Annotated in this window: 12 protein-coding genes; 4 read left to right on the forward strand and 8 right to left on the reverse strand. The window is 69.5% G+C overall.

What is annotated here, in order from left to right:
* Window positions 1–121: 121 nt before the first annotated feature.
* Both D7Y21_RS08155 and D7Y21_RS08160 read left to right on the forward strand, forming a co-directional pair.
* The gene (locus D7Y21_RS08155; protein WP_147469218.1) at window positions 122–2,671 is read left to right on the forward strand and encodes a hypothetical protein; all 2,550 of its coding nucleotides are present in this window, start codon (window positions 122–124) and stop codon (window positions 2,669–2,671) included.
* Between the two features lie 179 nt (window positions 2,672–2,850).
* Window positions 2,851–5,298: a hypothetical protein gene (locus tag D7Y21_RS08160; RefSeq protein ID WP_147469219.1), complete on the forward strand. Its 2,448-nt coding sequence runs from the start codon at window positions 2,851–2,853 to the stop codon at window positions 5,296–5,298.
* Window positions 5,299–5,308: 10 nt separating this feature from the next.
* Here the strand turns inward: D7Y21_RS08160 and D7Y21_RS08165 are convergent, their stop codons facing one another.
* The 3 genes from D7Y21_RS08165 to D7Y21_RS08175 form a co-directional block, all read right to left on the reverse strand.
* Window positions 5,309–6,442 carry a hypothetical protein gene (locus D7Y21_RS08165; RefSeq protein ID WP_147469220.1) on the reverse strand — a complete coding sequence of 378 codons (1,134 nt, stop codon included), beginning with the start codon at window positions 6,440–6,442 and terminating at the stop codon, window positions 5,309–5,311.
* A gap of 24 nt (window positions 6,443–6,466) precedes the next feature.
* The gene (locus D7Y21_RS08170) at window positions 6,467–7,705 is read right to left on the reverse strand and encodes a glycoside hydrolase family 2 TIM barrel-domain containing protein (protein ID WP_233612019.1); all 1,239 of its coding nucleotides are present in this window, start codon (window positions 7,703–7,705) and stop codon (window positions 6,467–6,469) included.
* Window positions 7,706–7,846: 141 nt separating this feature from the next.
* Window positions 7,847–8,152: a hypothetical protein gene (locus D7Y21_RS08175; RefSeq protein WP_121712333.1), complete on the reverse strand. Its 306-nt coding sequence runs from the start codon at window positions 8,150–8,152 to the stop codon at window positions 7,847–7,849.
* Window positions 8,153–8,233: 81 nt separating this feature from the next.
* Here D7Y21_RS08175 and D7Y21_RS08180 point away from each other — a divergent pair, with 81 nt between their 5' ends.
* Complete coding sequence (locus tag D7Y21_RS08180; RefSeq protein ID WP_147469221.1) at window positions 8,234–8,551, forward strand: hypothetical protein; 318 nt, start codon at window positions 8,234–8,236, stop codon at window positions 8,549–8,551.
* Here D7Y21_RS08180 and D7Y21_RS08185 read toward each other — a convergent pair.
* Window positions 8,548–9,417: a hypothetical protein gene (locus D7Y21_RS08185; RefSeq protein ID WP_121712336.1), complete on the reverse strand. Its 870-nt coding sequence runs from the start codon at window positions 9,415–9,417 to the stop codon at window positions 8,548–8,550. The genes D7Y21_RS08180 and D7Y21_RS08185 overlap by 4 nt on opposite strands.
* A gap of 154 nt (window positions 9,418–9,571) precedes the next feature.
* On the opposite strand from D7Y21_RS08185, the gene D7Y21_RS08190 reads away from it, so the two are divergent.
* Entirely contained in the window at window positions 9,572–11,203 is a 1,632-nt protein-coding gene (locus D7Y21_RS08190; RefSeq protein ID WP_233612020.1) for an RluA family pseudouridine synthase, read from the forward strand.
* A 9-nt stretch (window positions 11,204–11,212) separates the two neighbouring features.
* Here the strand turns inward: D7Y21_RS08190 and D7Y21_RS08195 are convergent, their stop codons facing one another.
* The 4 genes from D7Y21_RS08195 to D7Y21_RS08210 form a co-directional block, all read right to left on the reverse strand.
* Window positions 11,213–12,118 carry an NADP-dependent oxidoreductase gene (locus D7Y21_RS08195; RefSeq protein ID WP_120563559.1) on the reverse strand — a complete coding sequence of 302 codons (906 nt, stop codon included), beginning with the start codon at window positions 12,116–12,118 and terminating at the stop codon, window positions 11,213–11,215.
* A gap of 131 nt (window positions 12,119–12,249) precedes the next feature.
* Window positions 12,250–13,356: an alpha/beta fold hydrolase gene (locus D7Y21_RS08200; RefSeq protein ID WP_121712340.1), complete on the reverse strand. Its 1,107-nt coding sequence runs from the start codon at window positions 13,354–13,356 to the stop codon at window positions 12,250–12,252.
* On the reverse strand, window positions 13,346–14,887 hold the full coding sequence (locus D7Y21_RS08205; protein WP_121712342.1) for an FAD-dependent oxidoreductase: 1,542 nt from the start codon (window positions 14,885–14,887) through the stop codon (window positions 13,346–13,348). The genes D7Y21_RS08200 and D7Y21_RS08205 overlap by 11 nt, the downstream gene beginning before the upstream one ends.
* A gap of 19 nt (window positions 14,888–14,906) precedes the next feature.
* The gene (locus D7Y21_RS08210) at window positions 14,907–17,267 is read right to left on the reverse strand and encodes a GMC oxidoreductase (RefSeq protein ID WP_121712345.1); all 2,361 of its coding nucleotides are present in this window, start codon (window positions 17,265–17,267) and stop codon (window positions 14,907–14,909) included.
* Between the last annotated feature and the right edge of the window lie 39 nt (window positions 17,268–17,306).

A 17,306-nucleotide genomic window follows, 5' to 3' on the forward strand; every position in this document is an offset into this window, starting at 1 on the left:
GTCCGCACTCTAGACATGAGTCGGCACGGGCTGGAATGGCCCCGGGGAACAACCCGGGTCGCCGCGAAGCTGCGTATCCTGGAGTGGGATTCCCTTCCGGAACGCACCTGGAGCTGTCTGATTGAAAGACGCCGCGAACGCCGCGCCCCCTGGATGGCCCCGGAGCGCGGTGCTGGCCTTGCAGGTCCTCTGGCTCGTCGCGGCCCCGGCCTGCGCGACGGGCACGTCCTTCCAGAGGGACACGTCCCTGGCCGCGTACTTCAGTGAAGCAGCCGAGCGCATCGAGGCCCGGGCCCGCGCGGTGGACCTGGCCCGGTCGCACGACGTGCGCATGGAACACGCGGAGCTGCGCGACTGGATGCAGACGCTGTCCATGGAGATGATGCTCGCGGGTCCCAAGGCGTGGGGCCCCGGACAAGCCGCGCTCGCACGAGGGGCGCTGGCCCTGGGCGACCTGCACGCGACCTACGTGCACGTGGAGGCCGCATGGAGCGCGGGCTACCACGAGCCCTCCGTGGCGTGGACCCGGGCCCTGGTGCTCAGCCAGCGCTACCGCGAGCAGCGCGTCGAGGCGTTGACCGTGCTGGATCTGGATCAGCGGAGGGTGCGCGAACAGGACGTGGATTTCATATACCGCAGGTCGGTGCTCGACATGCTTCGTCAGGCCCGAGGGAAGGAGGCCCCGTCGGCGGACTACGGCGCGGCGCTCGTCGCCCTGCACGAGGACCGGCTGGACGCCGCGGCGGACCTGCTGGAGTCCGTGGCCACCGAATATCCCTGGTTCGTCGAGGCGCCACTGCTGCGCGCGGACGTGCTGCTGCTCCGCTCCGCACAGCTGTGGGAGGAAGGCCACAAGGATGCGGCCCGGGCGCAACTGGAGAACGGCCGCAAGTCCCTTGCCGCCGCCAGGAGCACGGCGGAGAGCCGGATGCAGACCCACCTGGCTCAGGTCCGGTTCGAATCCGCCGTCATCGCCCTCCTCCGTACCGACCTGCCCGGCACCATGCCCTCCTACGACCGAGAGGAACCGGTGCCCGGCGTCATGTCCTTTCACGGCCCCGAGGGCTCGGGTCCCGCGGGCCGCGCCTTCAGCGCGCTCGACGCGGCGTCCCGGCTCAATCCCTCCGCCCCCGTCCCTCCCTGTCTGCGGCTGCGATTGCTCAATGCCCTGGTGGCGCATCCCCGGCGCCAGGAGTCCTTCAACGGCCACCTGGCCCAGCACGCGAGCGAAATCGCCAACGTGATGCTGGCCCGGGACCCGACCAACCGCTGCGTCCGTGAGGAACGGCTCCGGACCCAGGTGTCCCAAGCGGAGAAGGCGAGGCAGGAGCGTTTCAGCTCATCGATGCCCTCGGTGCAGGACCTGTTGAAGGCCATTCCCCCAGCCGAGCGGGGCCTCGCGTTCGACCTCCTGCACGCCCGGATCCTGGAGCACGAGGTGGCGCTCGAAAACGAATGGGGAGGGCCTCGGGTCGGATTCCGGTACGGCGCGCACCGGGACCAGGCGATCAACGTCTGGCAGGTCATCCTCGCGCGCGAATACCGCGTCCCCGCGTATTGGGTCCGGTTCGGGGAGCTCCTCGTGGACCGGAGCCTGGACCCGTTGACGGTGAACCGGGCAGAGGGCCTGGATCTGGCGGAGGAGGCCTGGGAAAAGGCGGGTTCCCTGCACACGAAGACGCCCGGCCTGTGGCTGCTGGGAGCCCACGCCCAGATGGCGAAGGCCCTGCGCCACCAGGCCCGGGGCGAGGCCACCGGTCTCACGTGGAAGACCGCCGAGTTCCGCCTTCGTGATGGCCTCACCGCGTATCCGCGTGAAGCGTCACTGCATCACGGTCTGGGTCAGGTCCTCCTGGAGCAGGGGAAGGAGCGATGGGCAAGCGGAGGCGATCCCACCGGGTTGCTCGACGCGGCGGAGGCGGCGCAGGCGGAAGCCACGACGCTGGATTCCGGGCATGGCCCGGGGAAGCGGGCGCAGGCGGACATCCATGCGCTCCGGGCGGAGTACGCCTGGCGGCGGGGAGAGGATCCTTCCAGCCACGTGGACAGGGCCGAAGCCTTCTATCTCCAAGCCATGCCCGAGGGGCCCTCGAACGCGGAGGCCGTCCTGGGCCTCATGCGGGTGCTTCAAATCCAGGCGCGCTTCCTGCTGGAGCAGGGGCGGGATCCGCAGCCCGCCTTCGACCGCGGGGGGAAGTCCATCGACCTGATGGCCCGTCTTGCCTTGATACGGCGAGTCCAATACCTGCGACTCGCGAGCGGGGACGCCCTCTTGCTGGCCCGGTGGACGTCCCGGACGGATCCACAGCAGGCGGAGTTGCACTTCGACGGCGCGGAAGCCACCCTCACCAAGGCCCTGGAGAACGTGCCTCGGAGTCACGAGGTCCGTCTGGATCTGGGTGAGGTGAACCGGTACCGGGCGATGGCGAGGAAGGCCGCCGGACAGGACGCGGAGCCCTTGCTGGCAAAGGGACTTGCGCTGGCGGACGCGTTGCTCAAGGAGCGTCCGAACTGGCCCGAAGCCCTCTTGCTGCGCGCGGCAATCCTGCGCACGAAGGACCCGGCTTCGGCCCAGGCCCGCGCGGACCGGGACGCGGCGCTGAAGGTCAATGCCAACCTCGCCCCCGGGTGGAGGCGTCAGTTCCCGGAGGACAAGCTCCCGGTGCCTTGAGCGCCGCGCGGCAAGCAAAATATCCATAACGGCGTAAGGCTTTGTATCCTGGAATGGCACACGTTCTGTGTCCGTCACGGAACGCACCAGGAGCCGCGCCATTGAATGACGTCCCGAGCAGCGCAACCGCTGGAAGGTCCCGGAGCGGCGTGCGGGCCTTGCAGGTCCTGCTAATCATTGTGGCAACGTCATGCGCGGCGGACAGGCAATCCCAGCGGGACACGGTCTGGGCCGCGCACTTCACCAGCGCCGCGGACCGCATCGAGGCCCGGGCCCGCTCGGTGGGCATGGCCCGCCTGCACGACGTGCGCGCGGAGCAGGCGGAGCTGCGCGGCTGGATGGAGACCGTCTCCAAGGAGATGGCGCTCGGCGGCGCAGAGGCCCAGGGGCCCGGACACTACGCGCTCGCGTGTGGGGAACGGGCCCTGGGTCGCGAGACGGAAGCGCTCGCGCAGCTGGATGCGGCCTGGAACGCAGGCTTCCGCGATCCTCGCGTGGCGTGGGTCCGTGCGCAGATTTTGAGCGAGCGCTACCGCGTGCTGCGGATGGAAGCCATCGCCGCTCCCGACGGGGACGAGCGGAAGGCGCGCGAGGCGGACGCGGAGAGCAGGTACCGGGAGCCGGTGCTCACGTTGCTGCGGCAGGCCGCGGGGGCGGAGTATCCGTCAACGGACTACGGCGCGGCGCTGGTCGCGATGCACGAGGAACGGCTGGACGCGGCGCTGGAGCTCCTGGAGGCCGTGGGCAGGAAACATCCCTGGTTCGTGGAAGCGCGGCTGATGCGCGCGGACGTGCTCCTGCTGCGTGCGGCCTGGCACTGGAGGCAGCAGCGGCGGAAGGAGACGGGCGAGGACATGACAGCCGCGTTCCAGGCGTTCACGGATGCCCGGGCCACCGCGGAGAGCTTCGCCCCGGCCCACCTCGCCATGGGGCGCTACCAGGCCGCTGGGATGAAACTCGTGCGGACCCACTTCGACGGGACCGTGTTCATGCTCTCCAGCGAGGACGACGACAAGCCAGGCCCGGCGCAGACGGGGCTCGCGGCGATGGACGCGGCCACCCAGGTGGATCCCGGCGATGCAGGGTTCGCCTGCGAGAAGGCGCGCTTCCTCACCATGCTCGCGGAGCGCCCGAACTCCTATGGGGCCCTCCTTTCCCTGCGCAGCAGGGCCGTCGAGGCCGCGCAACACACCCTGGCGCTGGATCCGACGAGCGCATGCGGCCGCATGGAGCGGACCCGGGTGATGGTGCAGGAGACCGAGAAGGTCCTGCAGGAGAGCCCCGTGGACTTCTACAAGCTCCAGGAGGCCCTCTCTCTGCTGGACGCCGTTCCTCCGTCTGGACGGGATCTCGCGTATCACCTCCTGCGCGCCCGGCTCCTCCATCTCTGGACGGAGGCCGACCTCCAGGCAGGGAGTTGGAGGGCCGGATCCAAAGGCTGGCAGCACCAGGAGCAGGCCATCGAAGCCTATCGGAGCGTGGTCGCGCTCGAGGCGCGCGTCCCCGCGTATTGGGTCCGGCTGGGAGAGCTCCTCCTGGCCCGGGCTTCCAATCCCACGGCGAAGGATGTCGACGAGGACCTGGAGCAAGCGGGAGTGGCTGTGTCGAATGCTCTGAAAGGGGGCAGCACGAAGGCACCCGCGGTGTGGCTCCTCTGGGCGCACCACGACGTGGCTCAGGCCTTGCGGAAGCGGGCCCAAGGCGAGACGGCCCCGTGGAGGTTCGAGCAGGCCGCGCAAAACATTCGCAATGCCCTCATCAACGATACCCACAATCCGACCCTGCATCACGAACTGGGGCTCGTCCTCCTGGAGCACGCAAGGGAACTCTGGGAGCACGGAGGCGACCCCACCGCCCTGATTGATCAGGCGGAGGCGGCCCAGGTCCAGGCGGCGAAGCGGGCGCCCTCCCAGGACCTGGGCAAGGTCGGGCAGGCGGCGGTCCATGCTGCGCGGGCGGAGTACGCCTGGTGGCGGGGAGCGGATCCCACCGAGGAGGCGGAGCGGGCGGACGCGTTCTACAGCCAGGCGCGCCCCTTCTTCAGAACCCAGAAGAATCAGCAGTTCGTAGGCCGCATGAAGGTTTCCCACCTCCTGGCGCACCAACTGCTGGAGCAGGGCCAGGATCCCGAGCCCGTGCTCAAGCGGCCGTGGGAGGGCCTCGACATCATGGGCCGGATTGGTCAGGACCCCGTCCTGCGTCATCGCGCCACCGGGGCGATGTCCGGCCTGCGGGCCCGCCATTCGGCCCGCACGGATCCGGAGAAGGCGGAGAAGGAGTTCCTCAGCGCGGAGAAGTCCTACGAGGAGGCCCTCCAGGTGGAGCCCTTGAACCGGGAGGTCCGTCTGGAGGAGGGGCACCTCTTCCGTGAGTGGGCGGTGGTGCGAAAGGCCGCGAAGCAGGACCCAGAGCCACTCCTGTCCAAGGGACTCGCGCTGGCGGACGCGTTGCTTAAGGAGCGTCCGAACTGGCCCGAAGCCCTGCTGCTGCGCGCGGCCATCCTGCGCACGAAGGACCCGGGCTCAGCCCAGGCCCGCGAGGACCGCGATGCGGCGCTGAAGGCCAATCCCAACCTCGCGCCCGGGTGGAGGCGTCAGTTCCCGGAGGACGGGCCCAAGGCGCCTTGACCGCGCGAGCTCAGTGAGCCGCTGGCGCGGAAGGCGCGCAGGAGGACTGGTAGTCCTGGAGCTTGCGCTGGAAGCGTTCCCGCTCCGGCGCGGGCCATTGCGCGGGCAACAGCTCCACGGCCTTGCGCTGCTGCGCCAGCGCTTCGGTGCACTGTTTCAGCCCGAAGTGCGCGGCGGCGGCGGTCTCCAGCACGTAGGGGTTGGGGCGCTCGCCCAGCGAAAGCGAAGAGCGGCGGATGGCGGGGCGCAGTGCCATCAGCGCGTCGGCGTGCTGGCCCGCCTGGACGCGCTGCCAGGCCATCTCCGTGGCGATCCACCAGTATTCGGGCGCCAGCGCGTACGCCCGGGCCAGCACCCGGGGATAATGCGGATGATCCGGTGCATGGATGGCGAGCTGCGCGGCCAGGTTGGTCCAGGCCGATGTGCTCGTGGGAGACCACCCCACCCGCTTCCGGGCCCACTCCAGCTTCAACTCCGTGGACAGGTCCGGACTCCGGTTGCTGCCGTAAACGGGAAGGAAGTTGACGGTGTACGGGCGGCTCATCGGATGTCCCGCCAGCATCCATGGTTTGTACCGGTCCATGGAGAGCTGCGCGATGAGGTGCTCTGCTTCATGCTCCGGCCCATTCTCGATGACCTGACAGTCGCGCAGGCGGCCATCCACATCCAGCCGGCAGCCGAGGATGATCAGCGCGTACTCGGCATGGGTGAACCGCGGCTCCCTCTTCATGGGGCGTACCGCCGCTGCCTCGAGGATGACCGCGGGCTGCACCTGCTCCTTCAAGAACACGCACGCCTGCTCATGGTCAGCGTCGCAGGCGGCTCGCAGCTCCCCGAAGGCGCGGCGGAGTTCCTCGTCGGAGGGATTTCCTTTCAGGACCTGGACGGCCTCTTCGAAGACACGGGGCGCCTGGTCAGGCTCCAGCTCCACGGAAGGGGCCCTCAAGGAAGCGAGCGCGTCGGTGGTGACAAACCCGAAGTTCGTGCCCTGGGCGATGCGGCGTTCATAGGAACTCGGGTCGTCCAGGTAGGCATCCATGGCCAGCGACAGGTGACCGTGACTCGCAGTGGATGGGGGAAGACCGTAGTGGCCACAACCCGTTGAAAGGCACAGCAGGGAGAGGAACAGCAGACGCCAGGACATGGCGGCGCACTGTAGCGCAGGCCCTCAAGGAGTCGCTGGAGCCGGTACGGACGTCGTGGCCGCGACCAGGTTCCCCGCGCCGTCCTTCGCCAGGCCGTACAGCTTGATGGCGCCCGTCACGACTGGCAGGCGCACCCGCCACGTACCGGGAGTGGTCCCCTTCCGGGACTTCAGCACCGTCACGCGGTCGCGCTCCGCTCGGGTCGCCGCGCCCCGGAAGTTGTAGGCGAAGGAGACCTCCAGCGGCGTGGCGGACGTGACGTCGAAGGCCACGGTCGCCCAGTCTTTCTCCAAGCCCCGGACCTCCAGTCGCACCGGCACGGGCAGCGCGGGCGTTGGCTTCACGCCCGTGTACGCCTCCCGCACCGCGTGCCACGCCGGCCGAGTGGAAGTGCCGGACAGCATCCCCAGCCACAGCCCGGTGTGGTCCAGCGCCGCGCTGTAGTTGAAGACGAACAATCCCAGACACCGGCCCGCCTGGACGTGCGGAGCCAGCGCGTTGCGCCAGCCGTCCACGATGACGTCGTACTTCTCGCCGTCACCCGGCTCCTGGGGCACGCCGCGAGCGTCCTTGGGGGCCTCCCATTCGCCCTGGGCGCCGAACTCCGTGATGAACCAGGGCTTGCGGCCACCGGCCTGCTTCACCGCGTCCGCCAGCGCATGGATGCCCCGGCCGTAGACATTCAAGCCATACGCATCCAGCGAGGGGACGTACTTCTCCCAGAACGGGATGCCCAGCGTCCAAGCATCCACGGACAGCACCGGGTGCGCGGGGTCCGTCTTCTTCACCGCGCGGACGACCTTCTCCAGGAAGCGCGCGTAGGCGACCTTGGACGGCTCATCCGGCGAATTGAGGATGACCTCGTTGCCCACGCCCCAGGCGAGCACCGCCGGGTGGTCCTTGAAGCGGCGCACCTGCGCGACCGTGGCCTGGAGCTGCGCCTCACGGCCCTTGGCGTCGCGCACGTAGTCAAAGGCGTCGTCATTCTCCATGCCCGGACGGCCGGGCCGCAGCCACAGTCCGACGAGCACTCGCAGGCCATGCTTCTGCGCGGCATTGAGCAGCGCGGGCGTTTCATCACCCGTGCCCCAGGTGCGCAGCGTGTTGACGCCCAGGGCCTTGAGTTGCTCGCAATCCTTGTCGAAGTTCGCGGGCCCTCCCGTGCCATTGAAAGTGACGCCTTTCGCCACGTAGGGCTGGCCGTCCACCTCCAGCTTCCAGCCCTCCCCTGCCTTCAGGATGGCGGTGCGAGCCCACAGCACGAAGAGCGATCACGACATTGATAAGCCCCAGCTTCATCCCCCGCATCTCATCCAACGCCTGTTCCACTGTCAGGCCTCGACTACGGAGGTCTCGCAGAATCTCAACAGCCCTTTCCGACATTTTCACATCAGCTGATCCACTCATCGAACTCGGAAAATCTTGTGCCCCTTCTGAGGCGTCATGTCGAGCACGTCTAAACCCGAAACCTTCTCTAGAAAAGCGAGGGCGGCTTCCAACGTCTCGAATCTCTCCATCAACTCAAGAGCATTCTCCTCAACAGCCATCAGCGCCTCAGGGATCTCAAAATAATAGGCAACAAAAACATCCCCTGAGCGCTGAATCCCCATGGTCTGGTAGATCGCTTCTCCCTCCCGCACCAGGTCTCTACGCTTCCCCACTTGTCGCCCTGCGGAGATCCACTCACGCAACCGCACAGGGATGTCCATCACTTCGCCTCCATTTCACGCGGGGTTCGTTCGAACATGGCCCATCCGGGATGGGCTGTGACGCATTCAGGAGCTCGTACCGTGAAGCTCGAGGGAAACGGATGGAGCGGTGACTTCGGCGGGTCCTGCCCGATGCAGGGCGACGGCGAGGTGGATGGACTTCCGTTCTACTTCCGTGCGCGCTGGGACTCGTGGGAGCTGGACATCGCGCAACCAGGCTGCGACCCGCTCGACGTCGACGAGGCTGCGATGGCTCGTGGAGAGGGCTGGCGCCACGAAGAGGTCTGGCCGGGCGGGCCTTACGACGCGGGCTACCTGGAACTGGATGACGTCCAGCGATGCATGGACCGCGCTGCCGCCCTCTTCCGCGCCAGCCGGCCCGCGCGCCCAGCGCCCTAGCACTTGTCATAGCCCCCCGGGGCACCGGGTGACTTGCGGCGGTAGCACATGCGCACCTCGTTCTCGGCGTCCCTGCAACTGGACTCATAGACGCTCTCACCCGAGGGCATGTCGACGAAACTGCCGCAGTCCCGGCTGGACTCCTTGACCTGGAGGAAGCGTGGGAAGGCGTCTCCCACCGGGGTGACCTTCACCTCGGTCGCGCCATGGACGAAGCCCATGTGGCTTCCTGACTCGATGGTGAAGATGGAGCGCAGCGTGCCCTCCTGCGCCTCCCAGTACGACAGCGTCTGGTATTCGTTGCGCGAGTCCGCGTCGGACTTCTCGACCCGGACGACCTGCCGCACCGGGTCGGTGAGGTTCTCGAAGGAGAACACGGCGCGATAGGCCTGGCTCTCCACCACGCCCGGAAGGAAGTCCATCGGAATGGCGCAGAAGGTGTTCTTGCCGCCGAGCGGATGAAGCACCACCCCATCCAACAGCTTCAGCCCATCACACGCCTGTCCCCGTGCCTGGAGGACGAAGTCCTGCGCGTCCGCCAACAGGATGCGTGCCCGGAAGACGTCGAGCTGCGCGGACACCTGTCCCTCCTCCTTCAGGCACTCGTGCTGCTCCCACGCGGAGTCCAAGCCCAGCGGGTGGAGGAGCTTGCGCAATCCGGTGGTCGTCTTCGCAGCGCGCACCTGCTTCTTCAATTCCTGGGGATCCACCACGACGCGGAGCGCCGGTGGACATGCGTCCTGGCTGCCCTTGCTGGGGGGCGTGGAGGACGGGGGCTCCTCGGCGGCCGCCGGAGCTGTCGCGAGGACCGTCAGGAGCACGGCGGACCAGAGGAGAGACGTCGCGGATGAAAGGTGCATGGGCATGAATGGAAGCGCGATCCTGACATGCACTTGCAATGGCAGCCAGCCTGCCCGCCAGGCGCTCAGGACCGGTGGGGCCTGCGTACGAGTTTCGTGCTACTCCGGCGCAGTGGACCCGCTTTTCACCCTCCTCGAACCGGCACCCCGAGCGGATGAAGTGCCAGGAGCGTTCCCGAGCCCCTTCGACGCCGTGGGTCCGCACGCACTCGCGCGCCGGGCCGCGGAGGCGCTGCAGGCCACGCTCCGCGAGGGTTTCATCGCGCCCGGGCTCCCGAGTTCCATCCTTCAGGGGCCTGACGGCGGGAAGATGTTCGGCGTGCTCGTGGTGCGGCAGCCGGATGGAACGCTCGGCGTACTGCGAGCCTTCTCCGCGATGCTCGCGGGACGCTGGGACGTACCGGGCTTCGTGCCCCCCGTGTTCGACCGCGAGGCACGGGCCCGCGTGGAGTCGGTGGCCGACACCACGGTGAAGGCCCTGCTCGCGCGCGCCGAAGCATGGAGCACCTCCGAGGAGCTGCGTCGCCTGCGCGAGGACGATGACGCCCGCCAGTCGCGCGAGGCCACGGAGCGCGAGGCCATGCGCCTGCGCCACGACGCCCGGCGCCGCCAGCGCCATGAGCGACGAGCAGACATTCTCGCCATGTCCACGCTCACGGAGACCGAACGCACCCAGGCACTGCACGCGCTCGACCAGGAGAGCCGGGGTGACAAGGCGGAGAAGCGCAGGTGGGACGCGGCACAGGAAGAAGCCCGGCGCTTGCTCGCCCCTGCCCGAGCGAAAGCGGAACGTCGCGTGCGCGCGCTGGACCGCCTGCGCCGCATCGTCTCTCGCGGTTTCATGAAGCAGTTCCACGACACCTACGCCATCACCAACGCCCGAAGCGAATCCCGCCCCCTGCGCTCGCTCTACGGCGGCGCGGAGCCTCCGTCCGGTGCCGGTGACTGCGCGGGCGCGAAGCTGCTCGCCCATGCCTTCGCGCACGGACTCCAGCCGGTGGCGCTCGCGGAGTTCTGGTGGGGCACGCCACCCGCGTCCGGCGGCCGCATCCAGGGCGCCTTCTATCCAGCGTGCCGAGACAAGTGCGGTCCCCTGCTCCCATTCATGCTGGAGGGCCTGGAGGTCTCCGCGCCCCGCGTCTTCGTCCCGCCGCCCGCGCCCACGCCGGACCTGTCCATCGTCTTCGAGGACGCGTGGCTCGTCGTCATCGACAAACCCTGTGGCCTGCTGTCCGTGCCGGGCCGGGATGCCTCACTGCTGGACTCGGTGCTCACCCGCCTGCGCGCGCGATACCCCAACGCCACGGGACCGCTGCTCGCGCACCGGTTGGACCTGGACACGTCCGGGTTGCTCGTCGCCGCGCTGGACAGCCGCACACACGCGTCCCTGCAACGCCAGTTCCTCCACCGCGACGTGGCCAAGCGCTACGTGGCGCTCATCGACGGTCCCGTGCACGGCGACGCGGGCACCATCACCCTGCCCCTCCGCGTGGACCTGGACGACCGTCCCCGGCAGATCGTCGACCCCATCCACGGCAAGCCCGCGGTCACCGACTGGGAGGTCCTCCACCGCGCGGCGAGCCACACGCGAGTGGCCTTCCATCCACGCACCGGACGCACGCACCAACTCCGCGTCCACGCAGCGCACCCGCAAGGCCTGGGCGCGCCCATCGTGGGAGACCCGCTGTACGGACACGCGGGCCTGCGCCTGCACCTGCACGCCGAAACGCTGTCCTTCGTGCACCCGGCGACGGGGCAGCGCGTGTCCTTCACCCGCGCCGCCCCGTTCTGAACGCTCGCGTCAGTTGACGAGCAGCACCTTGCCCACGCCGCCCTGCTCCGCGACCTTCTGGGCCTCGCGCGCGTCGTCCAGCTTGAACGTCCGGCTGATGGGAATCACCAGCTCGCCCTTCGCCGCGCTCTGGGCAATCTGCTCGAGCCGGTGCGCATCCGGATGGGCCATGAAGCTGCGCACGACGAGGCCCTTCTCCTTCGCGCCCTTCGGTTCCCCCACCACGGTGCCCACGGTGCCGCCGTGCTTCACCTTGCCGAGCACCGCCGCCACGGCCTCACCACCCACCGTGTCCGCCACCGCGTCCAGCGTGGGCAGCTTCGCGACGTCCTTCGGATCATCCAGCGCGACGACGCCGTCCACGCCCAGCTTCCGGGCCTCCTCCACCTGCTTCTTCCGCACGCCCGCCCAGATGCGCGCGCCCCGCGCCCGCGCCGCGAAGACGGCCGAGCGCCCCACCGCGCCCAGCGCGCCCGTGACGAGCACCGTCTCCCCCTGCGAGGGCCGCACGTGCTCCTCGATGAGCTGCGTGCCCGTCAGCGCCACCAGCGGCAGCGCGGCGGCGTCCCGCAGGTCCAGGGTGTCGGGCACCTTCGCCCAGGCCTCCGTGGGCGCGACCACCGTCTCCGCGTAGCCGGCGTTCACCAGGCCCATCACGCGGTCGCCCGGCTCGAAGGACTCCACGCCCGTGCCGACCTCCACGACCTCACCGGCCACGTCGCGCCCGAGGATGGTGGGGAACTTCAGGTCCATCCGCCCCTTCATGTCCCCGCGGCGGATCTTCCAGTCCACCGGGTTGATGCTCGCGGCGGTGACGCGGACCTTCACCTCGCCCGGCCCCACCTTCGGCTCGGGCATCTCCTGCACCGCGAGCACATCCACGTCCCCATAGCCTTTGAGCACGACCGCTTTCATCCGGGCCTCCACTAAAGCCGAGCGAGAGAAGAGACTTCCAACGTCGGCCCAACGGTAAGCACCCGCGAAGGGGCCGCCATCGTCGGCGACCGGTCGCCCCGCCTCCTGCTCCCCTGGACGGTGGCGGCCTGTCAGCGGGGCTGGAACTCCAGCGCCTCGCGCAGCACCGGATACGTGTCCTCCGCGGCGGTGCTGCCCATGAAGGTATCCAGGTGTCCGTAACCCGGCAGCATGCGGCGCTGGTACCAGCGCGCGCCGTTCGCCTCGCGCAGCCACTGGAAGGTGCGCTCCGTGGACGACGGCAGGTACGTGCGATTCTGCTCGCTGGAGACGAACGTGATGGGCCGCTGGAAGGGCTCCGGATCCAGGTAGTCCGGCGGCCGGGCCTGCCCGTAGCGCCGCAGGTTCTCCGCGCGGCCGTAGTCGAACTTCACCGCGTGACCGCCGCGCGACATCTGCCCCAGGTGCCGGAACGTCAGCAGGTTGCACCTGCCGAACTGCTCCTCCAGCCGCGCGTGTGTCTCCGGGTTGAGGCGCGCGTGCCGGTACAGCCGGCCGTACATGAACGACAGCCGGTGGCACACCGGGTTGTCACACTCCATCCGCAGGAAGCTGGACACCTTCGTGAAGGCCGCCTGGAACAGCGGCGTGCGGGACGCGTCATCCGGCGTCAGCGAATCCAGCCCCGCGTCCAGCAGCTCCGGCACCCGCAGGAGCGCCTTGAAGCGCGTGGAGGCCGGCGTGTGGTGGTGCAGCGCCACCTGCGACGCCACCACGGTGCGCACGTCCGGCAGGTGGCCCGCGGCCATGGACATGAAGAACGCCGCGGACCCCGCGCAGTGCACCACCGCCTGCACCGACTCCGCGCCGGTGATTTCGCGGATGCGCCGCACCGCCGCCGGCATGTCGTGGTCCGCCGCGTCGTCCAGCGTGAACTGGCGCAGGGGCAGCTGCACGCTGGCGCGCCAGTCCAACAGCCACGTGTCGTAGCCGTGGCGCACCAGGTACTGGACGAAGTTCTCCTTCAGCGTGGGCAGCATGAACATGCCGCTCCACACGCCCGCGCCGTGCACCAGCAGCACCGGCCCCTTCGTGCCCCCCACGTAGCGGGTGAGCTTGAGGGGCACGCCGTCGCCCGCGAGGAAGTCGTACCGCTCCGCCATGGGCAGGCCCTGGAGCGTCACATCCTGGGACCGCGTCCGGAACACCGCCGCGCTGCTTCGATAATCAAAAGCCATGGGCCACCGCCTCCGCGATGCGCTCGGCCACCGCGCTGATGGTCATCACCGGATGGAAACCGATGGACGTGGGGATGACGGAGCCATCCGCCACGTACAGTCCGGGGTAGTTGAACACTTCGCCCTCCGTCGACACGACGCCTCGGGCCGGCGACTCCGCCAGGTGCGCCCCGCCCAGCGAGTGCACCGTGAACGGCCGGCGGAACAGCTCCCACGTGACGAGCGGCGCGAACGTCCCGCCGTACTGCGACGCCAGCTCCTGCATCGCGGAAGTCATGCGGTTCACCAGCGCCACGTTCTCGTTCGCGTAGTCCCACTCGATGTCCAGCCGGTCGCCCTTGAGCACCATGTGCCCGTTGGCATTGTCCTGGCCAATGGCGAACAGGTTGCTCGTGCGCGAAGGGTCCACGCCGGTGCCCAGCGGCTTGTTGAACAGCCCCTTGGCGAACGCGCCGTGCAGCAGCGGCCACAGCTTGGGCCACAGCGGGGCCCCCACGCCGCCCAGCAGCCCCAGCTGCGGCTGCCCCATCCCCGCGAGCACCGCCGTCGCCGGCCGGTTGAACGTGGCCGTCACCATGGTGAAGCGCGGCGCGGCGTCGAAGAAGCGCATCACCGTGGCCACGTCCGGCCCCTCCCACGGGAGGATCTCCTCTCGGCTGCCGTGCATCGAGCCCAGGAAGTCGCCGTTGCCGGAGTAGCCCCTGCCCAGCCAGTCGCTCACCAGCGGCAGCGTGCGGGTCCGGTCGCGGCTGCGCAGCAGGATCTCCACCGTGCCCAGCGCCCCGGCGGACAGCACCACGCGGCTGCCCTCCACGGACGTCTTCTCTCCAGTGGCCAGGTCCTTGAAGTGCACCCGGTAGCCGCCCGCCACGCGCTGCACGTGGGACACGGACAGGCCCGGCCACACCGTGGCGCCCAGCTTCTCCGCTCGCGCCAGGTAGGTGAGGTCCAGGGTGTTCTTCGCGCCGTACTGGCAGCCGAACTCGCACTCCGCGCAGCGCTGACACGCCTTGCGGCCCGGGGCGGAGGGCTCCGTCCAGGACACGGCTTCGTCCGGGTCGAACGTCTGGCGGCCCATGCGCCGCGCGGCCTGCTGGAACAGGTCGCGCTTCTTCAGCGGGATGGACGCGGGGAACGGGCTTACGTCCAGCTCGCTCGCCACCTTGTCGTAATACGGATCCAACGCCTCGCGGCTGAAGCCCCGGGGCCAGCGCGGATGGTCGAAGACGACGGGGTCCGGCCGCACGTGGACGTTGGCGTAGACGAGCGACCCGCCGCCCACGCCGCTCGCCGTCACCGTGCCGATGCCGGACAGGAAGCGCACGTCGTAGAGCCCGCGCGCCTCCGGGCGGATGGGGTGGCGCCAGAGCAGCTCGTCCGCGCGCGTGACGTCCCGGGGGAACTGGCCCGGGTTGTACCGGCGGCCCCTCTCCAGCACCGCCACGGATTTGCCCGCCTGCGCCAGCCTGAGCGCGGTGATGGAACCACCGAACCCGGAGCCCACCACCACCACGTCGTACTTCTTCGCCATGCCCACGATGTGTTCCCCCCTAGTCGAACTTCGCGCGGGCGAAGACGTCCCAGAGCGTGCCCATGAACATCCCGCCGAAGCGCCGCATCGCGTCCGCCTGCTTCAGCGGCGAGGACGTGCCCAGCACGGAGAACGTGGTGAGCTGCTGGAGGAAGTCCGGCAGGTGCAGGCGGATGATGCCGGTGGCGACGATGGGGCCGGTGCGCTCGTGCCCCTTGCGCAGCACGGTGTAGAGCGTGGACGTGTCGCTCCACACGTCGAAGCCCGCGTCGTCGTTGACCTCCTTGTAGCCATCCAGGAGATACGGCTGGCCGTCCACGCCGGTGAAGGGCATCAGGTACAGCATGCGCCGCTCGTAGAAGCGCTCCGTGCCCACGAAGAGGTTGAAGACGCCGTTCTCCACCGGCGCGCCTCCGGGCGGCGTGAAGCCGCGCACGTGCAGCGTGCCCTGAACGATGCCGCCGTGAGACTCCTCCGCGAGGAAGCGGTCCAGGTTGGGCAGCGTGATGGTGACGACGAACTCCGCCGTCTGCCCCCCGCGCTGGCCCGCCCGCGCCGCTCCGGCGAAGTCCTCCGGCGACGGGTGGTTCGGCTGGAGGAAGCCCTTCATCCGCTCCGTGAAGCGCAGGCCCACCACCGGCGTGGGGGACACCACCGTGCCGCCGACAGGAATCACCACGTCGCCCAGCGGATCCGTTCCCGGCACCACCGGCGGGGCCACCGTCTCCACCTCCGGCATCATCCGCAGGCTGACGCGAGGCGGGTACGCGGGCGCGGCCTTCATGGGCGCGCGCTCCGGCGCCACCCAGCCCGGCGCGTCCTTCGCCTCGCGGATGGCCCGCTCCACGTTGAGCTCCGCCACCGCGGCGATGGTCGAGGACGGGTTGACGCCGACGCCCACCGGCAGCGCCGCGCCGTCCATGACGTACAGGCCGGGGTAGCCGTGCACCTGGCCGTCGGGTTTGAGGACGCCGTACGCGGGCTCCTCCGCCATCGCGCAGCCACCCAGGTTGTGCACGGACACCGGCAGGTGCAGCCGCTCCCACAGCGGGTTGTAGGCGGCGCGCGTGCCCAGCGCGCGGGCCACGTCCTCGCAGAGCTGCTCCTGCGTGCGGTACAGCGGCAGGTTCGCGGGCACGTCCCACTGCACCTGGAGCTCGCGGGTGATGGGGGACAGCGTCAGCCGGCCGTTGGACTTGTCCCGGCCCATGGCCAGGAACACGGCCTGGAAGCGGCCGCGCTCGTTCTCGATGGCGGCCATCTCCTTGGAGCGCGTGCGCAGCACCTTCACCAGCTCGCGCTGGAGCAGGTCCGCCGGGAGCGACATGGCGCGGTCGGGGTCCATGGCCACCATCAGCCCCGCGGCCTGCACCGGGTGCCCGCCCTCCTGGAAGAGGAACCAGGTCTTGTCCTTGCCCTGGCCTTCATCCACCACCATGCCGGTGGTGATGGTGGGGCCCACCGCGGGGTCCCACGGCTCCTTCGTGTCGAAGGCGAAGGCGAGGAAGTCCCCGTTGGCGGAATAGCGCGTGCCCAGCCGAGCGCTCAGGTCCGGCAGCGTGCCGAGCACGTCGCGGTTGCGCAGCAGCAGCTCCGTGGAGTTCACCGCGCCCGCGCACAGGAAGACGCGGCGGGCGTCCACGGTGCGCTGCATGCCGGCGCTCGCGTGGTCGGTGAAGGTGACGCGATAGCCCGGCGACAGGGGCTCGATGCGGGTGACCTCCGCCTGCGTGGTGACCTCCGCGCCCCGCTGTTCGGCCACGGCCAGGTAGTTCAGGTCCAGGGTGTTCTTCGCGCGGCGGTTGCAGCCGATGTCGCACTCGCCGCAGTAGTTGCAGCCCTCCTGGAGCACGCCGAACTTGTTGGGCAGGGGCTCGCCTGCGGGGGCGAAGCGCACGGCGAGGTTCGGGTAGAAGAACTGCGCCTCGCGGCCCAGCTTCTTCGCCACCTCCTGCATCCGCTTCGTCTTGGGCGGCAGGCCGCGCGCGGAGGCGGTGATGGGCTGCACGTCCATCATGTGCGCGACCAGGTCGTAGTACGGATCCAACGACTCCCGGCTGAAGCCCTCCGGCCACCCGGACGCGAACACGTCCGGCGGCGGGCGCAGGTGCACGTTGGCGTAGATGAGCGAGCCGCCGCCGTACCCCGCGGCCTGCACCACGCTCATCCCCTTGAGGAGCTTGATGTCGAAGAGCCCCTGCCGGTGCTGCCACAGCCAGCCGTTGCGAGGGTCCTCGAAGTCGCGAGGGAAGCTGCCCTTCGGGTAGCGCAGGCCGCGCTCGAGCACGCGCACGGACAAACCCGCCTGCGCGAGCCGACAGGCCGCCACCGCCCCGCCAAACCCGGTGCCGATGACCAGGGCGTCGTATGCCGGTGCCATGTTCCCCCTCGGGTGCGGTCCCTGGGGAGCAGGGATCCG

It is taken from the genome of Corallococcus sp. AB045 (assembly GCF_003668895.1).
GTDB lineage: Bacteria > Myxococcota > Myxococcia > Myxococcales > Myxococcaceae > Corallococcus > Corallococcus coralloides.